At 65.3% G+C, this 12,185-nt stretch carries 15 protein-coding genes; 8 read left to right on the top strand and 7 right to left on the bottom strand.

Annotated elements, in window-relative coordinates; genetic code table 11:
* Positions 1 to 41: 41 nt before the first annotated feature.
* A complete protein-coding gene (locus AUC68_RS14900) occupies positions 42 to 488 on the bottom strand; it encodes a hypothetical protein (RefSeq protein WP_069438371.1) in 447 nt (148 codons plus the stop codon).
* Positions 489 to 520: 32 nt separating this feature from the next.
* Complete coding sequence (locus tag AUC68_RS14895; protein ID WP_069438370.1) at positions 521 to 889, bottom strand: antibiotic biosynthesis monooxygenase family protein; 369 nt, start codon at positions 887 to 889, stop codon at positions 521 to 523.
* A 99-nt stretch (positions 890 to 988) separates the two neighbouring features.
* Between AUC68_RS14895 and AUC68_RS14890 the strand changes: the two genes are divergently transcribed.
* The 5 genes from AUC68_RS14890 (at position 989) to AUC68_RS14870 (ending at position 4,820) form a co-directional block, all read left to right on the top strand.
* Positions 989 to 1,465 carry a MarR family winged helix-turn-helix transcriptional regulator gene (locus AUC68_RS14890; RefSeq protein ID WP_069438369.1) on the top strand — a complete coding sequence of 159 codons (477 nt, stop codon included), beginning with the start codon at positions 989 to 991 and terminating at the stop codon, positions 1,463 to 1,465.
* 169 nt (positions 1,466 to 1,634) lie between these two features.
* The gene (locus AUC68_RS14885; RefSeq protein ID WP_141701314.1) at positions 1,635 to 1,889 is read left to right on the top strand and encodes a hypothetical protein; all 255 of its coding nucleotides are present in this window, start codon (positions 1,635 to 1,637) and stop codon (positions 1,887 to 1,889) included.
* Between the two features lie 104 nt (positions 1,890 to 1,993).
* On the top strand, positions 1,994 to 2,818 hold the full coding sequence (gene pstB, locus AUC68_RS14880) for a phosphate ABC transporter ATP-binding protein PstB (RefSeq protein ID WP_083240820.1): 825 nt from the start codon (positions 1,994 to 1,996) through the stop codon (positions 2,816 to 2,818).
* Between the two features lie 117 nt (positions 2,819 to 2,935).
* The gene (locus AUC68_RS14875) at positions 2,936 to 3,709 is read left to right on the top strand and encodes a DUF2189 domain-containing protein (RefSeq protein ID WP_069438479.1); all 774 of its coding nucleotides are present in this window, start codon (positions 2,936 to 2,938) and stop codon (positions 3,707 to 3,709) included.
* A 70-nt stretch (positions 3,710 to 3,779) separates the two neighbouring features.
* Positions 3,780 to 4,820 (top strand): SMP-30/gluconolactonase/LRE family protein, encoded by a 1,041-nt coding sequence (locus AUC68_RS14870; RefSeq protein ID WP_083240796.1) that lies wholly within the window; start codon positions 3,780 to 3,782, stop codon positions 4,818 to 4,820.
* On the opposite strand, the gene AUC68_RS14865 is transcribed toward AUC68_RS14870, so the two are convergent.
* Both AUC68_RS14865 and AUC68_RS14860 read right to left on the bottom strand, forming a co-directional pair.
* On the bottom strand, positions 4,770 to 5,993 hold the full coding sequence (locus tag AUC68_RS14865; RefSeq protein WP_069438367.1) for a lipopolysaccharide biosynthesis protein: 1,224 nt from the start codon (positions 5,991 to 5,993) through the stop codon (positions 4,770 to 4,772). The two genes, AUC68_RS14870 and AUC68_RS14865, sit on opposite strands and share 51 nt — an antisense overlap.
* A 123-nt stretch (positions 5,994 to 6,116) precedes the next feature.
* The gene (locus AUC68_RS14860) at positions 6,117 to 6,923 is read right to left on the bottom strand and encodes a class I SAM-dependent methyltransferase (RefSeq protein ID WP_069438366.1); all 807 of its coding nucleotides are present in this window, start codon (positions 6,921 to 6,923) and stop codon (positions 6,117 to 6,119) included.
* A 192-nt stretch (positions 6,924 to 7,115) separates the two neighbouring features.
* On the opposite strand from AUC68_RS14860, the gene AUC68_RS14855 reads away from it, so the two are divergent.
* Positions 7,116 to 8,309 carry a D-alanyl-D-alanine carboxypeptidase/D-alanyl-D-alanine-endopeptidase gene (locus tag AUC68_RS14855; RefSeq protein ID WP_069438365.1) on the top strand — a complete coding sequence of 398 codons (1,194 nt, stop codon included), beginning with the start codon at positions 7,116 to 7,118 and terminating at the stop codon, positions 8,307 to 8,309.
* Positions 8,310 to 8,407: 98 nt separating this feature from the next.
* Positions 8,408 to 8,665, top strand: coding sequence for a hypothetical protein (locus AUC68_RS14850; RefSeq protein WP_069438364.1), 258 nt, complete (start codon positions 8,408 to 8,410; stop codon positions 8,663 to 8,665).
* A 104-nt stretch (positions 8,666 to 8,769) separates the two neighbouring features.
* Here the strand turns inward: AUC68_RS14850 and AUC68_RS14845 are convergent, their stop codons facing one another.
* The 3 genes from AUC68_RS14845 to AUC68_RS14835 all read right to left on the bottom strand — a co-directional run bounded on the left by AUC68_RS14845 (position 8,770) and on the right by AUC68_RS14835 (position 10,630).
* Positions 8,770 to 9,171, bottom strand: coding sequence for a hypothetical protein (locus AUC68_RS14845; RefSeq protein WP_069438363.1), 402 nt, complete (start codon positions 9,169 to 9,171; stop codon positions 8,770 to 8,772).
* Positions 9,172 to 9,342: 171 nt separating this feature from the next.
* Positions 9,343 to 9,729: a hypothetical protein gene (locus tag AUC68_RS14840; protein ID WP_069438362.1), complete on the bottom strand. Its 387-nt coding sequence runs from the start codon at positions 9,727 to 9,729 to the stop codon at positions 9,343 to 9,345.
* Positions 9,730 to 10,180: 451 nt separating this feature from the next.
* A complete protein-coding gene (locus tag AUC68_RS14835) occupies positions 10,181 to 10,630 on the bottom strand; it encodes a GatB/YqeY domain-containing protein (RefSeq protein ID WP_069438361.1) in 450 nt (149 codons plus the stop codon).
* Positions 10,631 to 10,923: 293 nt separating this feature from the next.
* On the opposite strand from AUC68_RS14835, the gene carA reads away from it, so the two are divergent.
* Entirely contained in the window at positions 10,924 to 12,174 is a 1,251-nt protein-coding gene (gene carA / locus AUC68_RS14830) for a glutamine-hydrolyzing carbamoyl-phosphate synthase small subunit (RefSeq protein ID WP_083240795.1), read from the top strand.
* Positions 12,175 to 12,185: the final 11 nt, after the last annotated feature.

Here is a 12,185-nt window from a genome sequence, read left to right as displayed (position 1 = left end):
TGCGCGGCGCCGCCAAAGGGACGGCATGCGGGGGGCCTGCGTCACGCGGGCCGGGGGCGCAACCGCCCCGCAATCCTGAGACCGTCGCGCATATTGAGGCCGAGCAGCGTGATGTTCATCGCGCCGGCAACGAGTTCGACCGTTTGCACCAGATAGAAGGCGGCATCGAACTGTCCGGCGCGTGCCTTGGAGGCGAGAAAGAGGGCCGCCGGGATCAAGACCAGGATGCCGTTCGCCGCAATGAGCGGCATGCGTTTGATCTTCCGGCCGATCAACCCGGCCCGGCGCCCATGCGCCAAGGCAAAGCCCGATCCTCCCGCAGCGGCAAGGGCCGGAATCAGCAGGAGGAAGCCCCACGGGATGGCCGTCTTGACGGCGGTCACGGCCGCTTCGGACCCGAAGAGCTCGCTGAAGGCCGTCGAGAGCCAGAAGGTCGCAATCGTCAGGAGCGCGACCGCGCCCGCCACGGGATGAAGGATCTTGAGCATCGTCACTCTCCGTTCGTGCGCGTTCGCGGCCGCTAGGCGACGCAGATCCCGGCCACCCCGACCTTCTGGAACAGGTGCGGGGCGGCGACGGCGGATTTTGGATAGGCCGCATGGGTCGCGACGAAGTCCGGATTCTCGAACGCGGCCCGGAACGCGGCCGTGGACTCCCAGACCGCATAGTTCAGGTAGGCGGGGCTGTCGCCGATCGCGCGGTGGAGCTGGGTGGATATAAAGCCCGGCTGCCGCTTCATGAAGTTCGCATCCTCCTGCCACGCCGTCAGAAACGCCTCTTCGTCCGCCTTTTCGAGCGTGAAGACGTTCACCAGCACAACGGGAGAGGCCTCGATCGCGAGCTGCCGGTCGATGGGAAAGGCCGGGTCGAGGGGGCGCAGGAAAGACATGGCGGGCTCCGTTCAATTTGGTTATATGATGTCAACATGACACAATACATCACATAGTGTTTTGACATGATGATGTCAATACGAACTCATGGTGACACAATGAAGGATTTCGCGCGAACGCCCGCCGGAGCCGCCTTGACGGACCTCGTCCTGGACCTCTTCACCCTCAACAACCGGGTGCTCGCGGCTGGTGACCGGCTGATCGCCGATCTTGGCCTGACAAGTGCACGCTGGCAGGTGCTCGGGACCGTCGTCGCCGCGGCGCGGCCGCAGCCGGTCGCGTGGCTTGCCCGGGACATGGGCGCCAACCGCCAGAACGTGCAGCGGATCGTCAACGATCTGGAGAAAGAGGGCTTGGTCGCTTTCGAACCGAACCCGCATCACAAGCGGGCGCAACTGGTCGTTCTGACCGAGAAGGGCCGGCGGACATTCGAGGCGGCCATGCGGCTGCAGGCGCCCTGGATCAACGCGCTTTCGGACGGGCTTCGCGTGAAGGACATCGAAACCACGCGCCGGGTCATGGCGGCACTCCTGGACAAACTAGAGCGAAACGGAGAGGACGAGGAGCCAAACTGACCGCCAGTGCGATGCCGGGGATCGGCCTCACTGCGCCGTCGCCGCGCCATAGTACTGTCACGCGTAAACACTACGCAGGATGGATGCGCGGCAGGACTGGCTCGGGCCTGAGCAAACTCATCACGAAGATCACCGGCGGGGTCTGCATGGCCGCGGGCGTCGCCACGGTGTGGCTGCCATCCCCACGGGTCTGATCCTGATGGTTGTCGGACTGACGCTGCTGATCGCCAGCAGCCCGACCGTCGCGGCCCACGCCCGGCTCTTGCGCCGGCGGAACGGCGGACTCGATGCGCAGCTCAATCGCGCCGAGCCTTACCTGCCCAAACAGATGCAGAAAGTCCTGGCCAAGACCAAGCCCAATAGGAACACGTCCAAGCGGACCGACTTCACGGCGGGCCCGGGCGGCCAGCCCGAAACCTTTTAGGGCCGCCCGCAGGCAGGGAAGTGCGGAAAATTTCCCCGGACGGCGTCCGGCCCTTGATGTGCCGCAATGCCGCATACGTCCTTTGTCTTGAGGATGAGATCGACATGCTCGAACCCGCCACCACGCAGTTGCTGGCCCATCTGGGTCCGACGCCCAATCACAATGACGCGCATCCCGCCAAGATGCGCGTCGAGCACGTGGATTTCTGGTACGGCGACAAGCATGCCTTGAAAGACGTTTCGCTCGACATCTACCGCAACGAGGTCACGGCGCTGATCGGCCCGTCCGGTTGCGGCAAGACCACGCTGCTGCGCTGCCTCAACCGGAGCAACGACATCATCCCGAATGTACGCATGGAGGGTCGGATCCTTCTGGACGGCGAGGACATTTACCGCCCCGAGATCGACCCGCCGCTCTTGCGCCGCCGTTTCGGCTGGATCGCGCAGAAGCCCAATCCGTTTCCCTGGTCGATCCGCACGAACGTCATCTATGGGGCCAAAATCAAGGGCCTCGTGACCAACCGGCGGGAAGGCGACGAACTCATGGAGAAGTGCCTCCACGCCGTCGGCATGTGGGACGAGGTGAAGGACCGTTTGCGCTCGCCCGGCACGGATCTGTCCGGGGGCCAGCAACAGCGCCTGTGCATCGCCCGCGCCATCGCCACCGAGCCCGAAGTGCTCCTCATGGACGAGCCGTGTTCGGCGCTCGATCCCGGCGCGACGGCCCTGATCGAAAATCTGGTGGATGAGCTCTGCAAGGACTACACAATCGTCATCGTCACCCACAACATGCAGCAGGCTGCGCGAATCTCGCAGCGCGCCGCGTTCTTTCACCTCGGCACTCTTGTGGAGGTTGGCGACACGAAGGACATCTTCGTCCGGCCGAAAACCATTCGCTGCTCCGATTTCGTCTCTGGCCGCTACGGGTGACGCTTGGGTGACAAGTCCCCGCCATTTCTGCTTCATTTCTTCTTGTGATGCCCTTTGCTTGAATTCATTGCGAAAGATGCCGCGGGCGACACCCGCGACCGATATTGGGAGAACGAATTGGATAGTTCAGGAGGATTGCCCGACGTCGCCACTGTGGACCTGAAGGCGCCGTTCCGGTGGCTGGCGGGCGGCTGGCGCGACCTTTGGAAAGCGCCCGTGCCGTGCCTCGTCTACGGCTTCCTTCTTGCGCTGGTGAGCCTTGGAATCTCCTATGCGCTGATCGCCTCGGACGCGGAATTCTGGGCCCTGGCGCTCACCTGCGGCTTCGTGTTCGTCGCGCCCATGATCGCCATGGGGCTCTACGAGGCCGGGCGCCAGATCGAACACGGGCAGACACCGACGCTGGGGGAGATGCTCTATGTCCGCGACGCCGTGCGCGGCGACCTCGCCTATCTCGGCCTGTTCCTGCTGCTGATCTACCTCCTCTGGGGGCGGATCGCGCAGATCGTCTACGGGCTCTCCACCTATCAGCTGCACCGGACGGTCGACGACTTCGTCGACTTCGCCCTCCACACGTCGGACGGCAACACCATGCTCGTGACGGGCACGGTGGCCGGCGGCCTGATCGCCTTCCTCACCTATTGCGGGGTGGTCGTGGCGGCCCCGATGCTGCTCGACCGGCATACGGGTGTCTTCGCCGCCATCGCCACCAGCGTGCGCGCGGTGGCTGAGAATTTCTGGCCGATGCTCCTTTGGGCCGCGATCCTCGGGGTCCTGACGCTCGCCAGCGCGGCAACGGGCTTTCTGGCGCTGACGATCGTGTTCCCGTGGCTGGGCCTTGCAAGCTGGCGCGCCTACCGGGAGCTGGTTCCCGGACCGCTGGCGGACTGAGGCCAGGTTCCTCGACGGCCCTCCATTGGTGCGCCCTTTCCCCGGCGCGCCGGACGTGGCATCGCAAGGCATGTGTCCGCAGCGAGTACACCGCCCCGTCCGCTGGCGCCCGCCTCCCAGATCGCGCGACCGCGCGGTCGCACTGCCGCTCGCGCTGCACGCGCTCCCCGGCCCCGGCGGCGAGGACGCGCTGATCGAACCCTCGGGCTCCGTGGTCACGGGACTTGGCAATGGGGACGTGGTGCGCCTCGGGCGCGAAGGCGCCACGGTGCTCGGCAACACGGGCGGGCGGCCCCTCGGCATCGAGGCCTGCCCGGACGGGAGCCTGCTGGTTTGCGACCACGACAAGGGTCTGTTGCGCCTCGATCCCGCGAGCGGACGGATCACGGTCGTGGTGGACGAGATCGAAGGCGCGCCCTTGCGCTTTTGCAGCAACGCCGTGCTCTGCGACGACGGGACGCTCTATTTCACCACCTCGTCCGACACCGCGACCTGGGACGACTACGATGCGGATACGATTGCGCACGCGACCTCGGGCCGCCTGGTGCGCCTCGGCCCCGGCGGCGACGTCACCGTGCTGGCCCGGGGCCTCGCCTTCGCGAACGGGCTCGCGCTCGCGCCGGACGAGTCGTTTGTCCTCGTCGCCGAGACGCTCGCCTACCGGATCCGCAAGTTCCAGCTCAAGGGCCTGGACGCCGGGAACTGGTCCGACTTCGTCACGGGGATGCCTGGCTTCCCGGACAATATGAGCCTGTCGGAGGCGGGACTCCTCTGGGTAGCCCTGCCCGCGCCGCGCATGGGCCTCCTCGATTTCCTGCTGCCCCGGCCGCCGGTCTTACGGGCCCTCGCGCTGAGGATGCCACCGGCGCTCCGGCCACGGCCGCGGCGCGTCGTCTGGGTGCAGGCCTACGATCTCGACGGACGGCTGGTCCACAATATCAAGATGAAGCACCGCCGGTTCTCGTTCGTCACCGGCGTCGCCCAATCCCATGACGCCGGCGACGCAACTGGCACGCTCTGGCTCGCGAGCCCCCATCACGCCGCGCTGGGACGGATGGCGCTACCGCCTGCCGGTGCCGCCGCCCAGGCGCGAGACAAACGCGGCCTGTAGAAGGGCAAGACAATCGGTTCTGACTTCGCCGCGCCGCCGCAGCGTGACGAGCACGGCGACCTGCCAGATCGCAATGGCGGCAAGGACGGCCAGCGCCGCTCCGAATGCACCGAGTGCGGGGATCAACAGGAAGTCGGCGATGGCGAGCGCACACAGCGCGATGCCGCACAGACCCGCATTGTCCCGTTGCGCGCCCGACAGCGTCATCATGGTCACGCTCGGACCCGCCAAGGCCATGAGCACCTGCGCGCCGATGAGAACGGCGAGGACGGGACCGCCGCGCGCGAAGTCTGGCCCGAACAGTGACAGGATGGCGTCGCCAAAGAACACCGCCGCCAGCATGACGGCGAGCGTTGCGAGCGCGGGCAGGAACACGGCCCTGCGCAGAGCCTGCTGAAGCGCCTCCCCATCGCGCGCGTTGCGGGCGTCCGCGAGATCGGGCGAGGCCACGTGGTGGGCGATCTGGACGATGAAGCCCACCAGGAAGGAGAGCTTCAAGCACAGGCCGAACACCGCGATGTCGGCCTGGTTCATGAGCGGCGAGGACAGGACGATGGCCACGTCGGCGAAGGCCGTCATGAACAGCGCCACGACTATGGCCATATGGGCCTCGCCCCGCCAGCGGCGCGACAACCGCGGAGGGACGGCCGCGGGCTGTCCCTTCGGAACGAGCGGCCAGACCAAACGGGTCTGGACAAGTGCGACACCGGCGGTGATCGCGGCGAAGACGACCAGGAAGACCATCGCGGAGTCCGTGGCGCCCGTCCCGGCAAGCAGCACGATGGCGGCCAGAAACAGCAACGGCCGCACGAAGACTTCCGGGATGTAGCTAACGGCGAACCGGCGGGCCGCGGCGGCAATCGCCGACGTCATGTTGATGAGCGCCACGAATGGCAGCATGGCCGCGCCCACGAGGAGCGCCCAGCGCGTCTCCGTGTGCTCGAACGGATACAGAAGCGCGGCGAGCACGAGCGCAGCACAGGCGAGCAACACGGCCAGCGCGCTCTGACGCGCTGAGCCGCGCAGGAAGGCGAGAAATTTCGGGATCGCAGCCCGGTAGCGGGCGGCGAAGCGGATCATGATGACCGGATAGCCCTGGACGACGATCAAACCAGCGACCGCGACGAGACTGGTGACCGCGTAGAACAGGCCGAGTTCGGAGGCGCCGAGCAAACGTGCAAGCAGAAGCTGCGCGACGAAGCCGCGCCGGCGCCAAGAAGCCTTACTCCGGTAATGACCGCGGCGGAGGCGTCCGGAAGCGCTCTCTTGAACGCCGGAGCGATCGCGCCGCCGGCCTTACCCATGCCAACGATAGGCGCGCACCCGGTAGGGACTGAACAGCCGCAGGAGCCTCGCCGAAGCGCCCTGGAGCGCGATCTCGTCGAGACCGGGCCGGTCGAACAGGTGAGCCTGGGTCGGATTGACATAGAGGATGCACACGGGCCTCGGATGCGCCTTCAGGCTTGCGGCCAGACGGTCCAGGAAGCGGGCCATGATCTGCTCGCCGAACGGATTGGCCAGAAGGACGACCAGAGGCTCCGCCGGCAAGTCCGTTTCCAGCGCGCTTTCATGCTTGAGCGTGACCCGGCCGGGCGCGACCGTTCCGCGCGCCGCGAAGTCCTCGAAATTCCGCACGGCCATCTCATGGAACCCGCCGTCGAATTCCACCCCGGTCAGACTCCGGAACGGCAGTTCCGAGGCGACCTCGAGCGCGAAGCCCCAGCCGGACCCCACATCCACGAGATGATACTCGGCCGGATCGAGCCCCGCGGCGTCGATGGCCCACTTGACGGTCTTCGACGGCAAGGGCGCGCAATGCACGGCCTCGGCGACTTCCTCGGGCATCGTTGTGCGAACGCGCGGCGCATCGGCGTTGGTCGCCTGCTCCAGGGAGGCCACGAATTTTTCGCGGCGCCGACGGTCGACGAACCGGTTATGCAGCCGCAACAAGGAGATCGTGCGCACGTGATCGAACGTCGCCGCAACGCCGGCACTGGCGAGCATCCGCATGGCGACGAGCGGTTCGCGAATAATGGCTGGATACGAGCCAAGCCCGTACTGATCTGTCTTGCTGGCCGCGCCAGTCATTGGCGTTTGGCCCATAGTGACTCTCCGTACGCTGGGGCATGGTTTAAATGATCTTGAGGCCGGCACTCCGACTGGAACACGCGCTTTGGTACCGTTACAGCTATTGTTCAATTATTGCTTAACCCTATCGCGGGTGGGAACCGCCGTGCCAAGAGGCCGAGTTCACTGTAGCCATGCGCGCATATCGGCCTGTAAAAGAGAGCTGCCATGCGGTCCCGCCTGCTCATTCTCGTCCTGTTGCTTCTGTCCGCGCCGGGACTCCCCAAAGCGGCTCTGGCCGGTGCCAAGGAGAGCGTCAGGGCCCTGGCGCCAGACGGCATCGTCTTCGTGATGGACGAGCAGGGCAACGAACTCGTCGCGCAGAACGTCGACAAACCGTTCGTGCCGGCCTCGGTCGCAAAAGTCGTGACGGCGTGGCTCGCCATGGAAGTGCTGGGTCCCGACTACCGCTTCAAGACGCACTTCTATCTGGACGAAAATCGCGTGCTCTATGTGCGCGGCGGCGGCGACCCGATGCTGGTTTCCGAGGAACTGGCATTGCTCGCACCCGAACTGGTCGCGGCCATCGGCACCGAGCCAGTTGCCGGGATGGTGCTGGACCCCAGCTACTATCCCGAAAAAGTCAGCATTCCGGGCATCGAAGACAATAGCCGGTCCTACAACGCGCTGAACTCCGCGCTGGCGGTGAATTTCAATACAATCGCCGCGGTGCGACGCGGCAACACGGTCGCCCCCGGCGAGGAGCAGACACCGATTACGCCGCTGGCGATCAGCCAGTTCAAGGCGCGAGGGCCGAAGGGCCGCGGCCGCATCAGCCTCGCCAAGGATCCTAAGCTCAGCCTGCTCTATGCGGGCGAGTTGCTGTCGGCATTCATCGCAAAGTCCGGCGGCAAGGTCGAAGGCGACATCACCGTCGGGCCGGTGCCCGAAGGCCTCGAGCCCGTCTACATTCACCAGCAATCGCGAAGCCTTGCAGCGATCATCAACCTGCTGCTGATCGGGTCGAACAATTACATGGCCAATCAGGTGTTCCTGGAGATCGGGGCGCAGCGCTATGGCGGGCCAGTGAGCCTCGAGAAGTCGCTCCAGGTCGCCAACGAGATGCTGGCGGCGCATGGGCTCCAGGATGACATCTATCTCGAGGAGGGCTCGGGCCTCAGCCGCGGCAACCGGTTCACGGCGCGCGGCCTGGCCCAGGTGCTCAATCTGTTCGTGACCTATGCCGAACTGATGCAGGGCCACGACGGCGGCACGAACAAGACGGGCACGATGTCGGGAATCCGGACCCTGGCCGGCTACGCCGATACGGCCAATCACGGCCGCGTCCGCTTCGTGATCGCCCTCAGGGGCGGCGGCCGTCTACGCTATCAGGTCCTCAAGGCGATCGAACGGGGCCTTTAGCCGCCGGGGCCCGAGCGAGGCCGTGCACCGTGTGCGTAGCCCCTGCCCGCGGTCGGAAAATGTGATATCTCAATGCTACGGCGTTTTGGGGACAGGTGATGGTCGAAATCGTACTGGTCGTGCTGCTGGCGCTGTTCGCCGCGGTCGCCCTGTTCGTGTGGTGGCGCTTCGACATCGACGTGGCCGACATCGTGGCTTCGAGCGTCACGCCGGCGATCGGCTTCGGGCTCATCTACGCCTATGGCACGCCCCTGGCCTGGGCCGGCGGACTTGTGCTGCTCGCGATCGGCGCCTTCGCCCTCTTCTACCTGATGACGCGGCGCACGCGGCGCGGCCATTATCCCAACGCACAATAGCCAGCCCAAACACAAAGGGCCGGGCAGGCTTTCGCCTCCCGGCCCCGTTCCATGCAGTGCGCGCACGGTGTTCGCATTGCGCGCCAATGCCTATCTGCCGATGCCTATTGGGCTTCGACGCAGCTACCGAACTGGGTGTAAGCGCGTCCCGCTTGGGCGATCGTTCCGGACATGGCGCCACTCGGCTTCTCGACGACCGCCGTCCAGGTCTGGAGGCCCTTGCGCCCACGCATGATGAGCACCTTCTCGTCCTCGTAGACGTCGCCCTTCTCCAAGAGATTGACACCGCCAAAGAGACCCGAGAAAAGACCCTTCTCCTTGACGTTGAGCGTCACCATGGGCGGGATTCCGGCTTCGCTGTGCTTGACCCGCTTGCAGCCCGAAACGGCCGTGCATTCGAACACTTCGTGTACGGCGCAAGCATATTTCGGCGCCGCGTGCGCGGTCACAGGCGAAAGAGCAAAAGCCGCGAGCGGCGCCAAGGCCGCCAACTTCAGAAGTCTCATCACATCATCCTTGTCTCGAGTGGTGGAAATCGCCGCGCATGCTGCCCCGGTTGCACCGAAGCCACAAGGAAAAGTGATGCAAAGACCCCGTCAAAAAAGAACCGGGCGGCACCGAAGTGCCGCCCGGCTTTCGTCCCCGCTCGCAGCTAGGGCCGTCTGACAGAGTCTGTCTTAGTAGAGAACGTTGCTCGCCGACCGGGTGAGGATCTCGCCCTTGTTGAGCACGGCCATTCCCCTGGCGTTCGGCGCGCACGTGATCACGACACGCTCGTCCGCAACGCTGTCGAGGTGGAACAGCTCGCCAGGGTGTAGCACCACACGGACGCGCATGGGCTTGACGCCACCGTCGTCGGACATGACCACGCTCACCGCGCACCGGCCGTCGTCCGGCTCGTAATAGGCAACAAGACGCGACTTGCCGACCGTCGTCAGGATCGGCTCGTACGGACCGACCGGCCCAAGATTCGTGTGGTTCGATTCACCGGCACCGGCAAGACCGGTAACGGCGAACAGCGACAGCATGACCGCCGCTGCCAAAGGAAGGATGTTCTTGAACATCAGTAGGCCTCCAATTTCCGAGTCGGACACGAACTGATTCCGCGCCCCGTTGACTCGATAGGTAATGCTGCATCGCGATATGTCTATGGTGCAACGCAATGACATACTGCCGCGTGGCCGGCTGCCGCAGGAATTTCCGAATGACTCGATCAGCATTTCTGATCGAAAAAACAAGGCGAGTCGCGGGCTTATTAAGGTAAAGAAACGGTTAATGGCAGGCCAATGTGTGGCGATGCGCGCGCGCTCCAAGCGCCCGTTTTCGAGTCAAAATTGTGCAGGTGCACAATGCTCCATCAGCCCCGTGCGCGTGCGCACGCGCCACGCACAAACAAGCGGCACGCGTCTCGATTGTGGTCTTGTCGGGGCGTCGGTTTGGCGCGCGTGTGTGCGGCGCTCACGCCGTGTGTGCTTTGCCCGCGGCGTCCGTTACAGCGTCCAAGTCGCGGGATGACTAGCCGAGCTTCGCCTTCACCGCGCCGCTCGCCTTGCCGAAGTCCATCTGGCCGGCATAGCGACCTTTGAGCACACCCATGACCTTGCCCATGTCGCGCATGCCGCTCGCGCCCGTTTCCGCGATGGCCTCGTCGATGGCTTTGGCCATGTCCGCGTCGGACAATTGCTTGGGGAGAAAGTCGCGGATGATCGCGGCCTCCTCGGCCTCCTGCTCCGCGAGCTCTGTGCGTCCCGCCTCGGCATAGATCTTTTGGGACTCTTCGCGCTGCTTGATCATCTTGGCGAGCAGCTCGAGCAAGTCGGCGTCGCTCGCCCGTTCGGCCCCGGCGGTGCGCGCGGCGATATCACGATCCTTGATGGCGGCGCTCACAAGCCGAAGCGTGGAGACACGGCGCGCCTCGCGCGCTTTGGTCGCCTCTTTCAGGGCGGCGGTGATGGTCTCGCGCATCGATCTCGCGTTGGGCTGCTTTTGGAAGGAAGCCCCCAACCTAATCGACGGCACGGACACACGCAAGCGAATTTGCGCATCTAACGCATTGTTTTCACAAGAAATTTTTTGACGCCATGGATTGACCGCGTCACAAAGCTGACGTAAACAACGCATCTTAAGGACGCGCGCTCCTTAAGATTCGTGGTTCATGAGCCTGACCGACCCGAGCGCAACGCCCCCGTTTGCAGCTTTCGACTTGGCAACCGACTTGGCGACCACCACCGACACCGGCCGGACATAGATATTCGCGGATGACTGACGAGCACGACACAGGGCCGACCACGGCCGCGCCGACGCATGCGAGCGCGCCGGCGGCACCGCCCCGGACCGAACCCTGGACGGACGAAGCGCCGACGGCCCTGCTCGTTCTGGCCAACGGCACGGTGATCGAGGGGCGCGGCGCGGGCGCGACCGGCAGCGCCGTGGGCGAGGTCTGCTTCAACACGGCCATGACCGGCTACCAGGAGATCCTCACCGATCCGTCCTATGCCGGGCAGATCATCACCTTCACCTTCCCCCATATCGGCAATGTGGGCGCGAACACCGAAGACATCGAGACCTCGAACCTTGCGGCCTCTTCCGGCGTGAAAGGCTGCGTGCTGCGCACGTCGATCACCGCGCCATCCAACTGGCGCGCCGCTCAGGACTTCGATGCCTGGCTGAAGGCGCGCGGCATCATCGCCATCACCGGCGTCGACACGCGGGCGCTGACCGCGCTGATCCGCGAGAACGGCATGCAGAACGCCGTCATCGCGCATGCCCCGGACGGCATCTTCGATGTGGAGGCGTTGAAGCGCGAAGCCGCCGCCTGGTCCGGCATGGTGGGGCTCGATCTCGCCAAGGACGTCACCTGCGGCCAAAGCTACACCTGGGACGAAACCTCCTGGCAATGGGGCCGCGGCTTCGGGCGGCAAGAGGAACCGCGCTTCCACGTGGTCGCCATCGACTTCGGACTGAAGCGCAACATCCTGCGCGAGCTGGCCACCGCCGGCTGCAAGATCACCGTGGTCCCGGCCGACACCAGCGCCGAAGCGGTCCTCGCGCGCGATCCCGACGGCGTGTTCGTCTCGAACGGCCCGGGCGATCCGGCCGCGACCGGCGCATACGCCGTCCCCGAATTGAAGAAGATCGTCGAGAGCGGCGTTCCCACGTTCGGCATCTGCCTCGGCCATCAGATGCTGGGCCTGACGCTGGGCGCCGAAACGGCGAAGATGCATCAGGGCCACCACGGCGCCAACCACCCGGTGAAGGACTACGCGACGGATAAGGTCGAGATCACCTCGATGAACCACGGCTTCGCGGTGACGCGCGAGAGCCTGCCCGACACGGTCGCCGAGACCCACATTTCTCTGTTCGACGGATCCAACGCCGGCCTCAAGGCCAAGGACAAGCCCGTCTTCTCGGTGCAGTACCATCCGGAGGCCTCGCCCGGTCCCCAAGACAGTCACTACCTCTTCACGCGCTTCGTCGACCTGATGGCCGCCCACAAGGCGAAGGCTTAGTGCGCGCTCCG

The organism is Methyloceanibacter methanicus (genome assembly GCF_001723285.1).
Classification (GTDB): Bacteria; Pseudomonadota; Alphaproteobacteria; order Rhizobiales; family Methyloligellaceae; genus Methyloceanibacter; species Methyloceanibacter methanicus.
The sequence above is the reverse complement of the archived record's forward strand: the minus strand, read 5'-3'. Positions and strand labels throughout refer to the sequence as shown.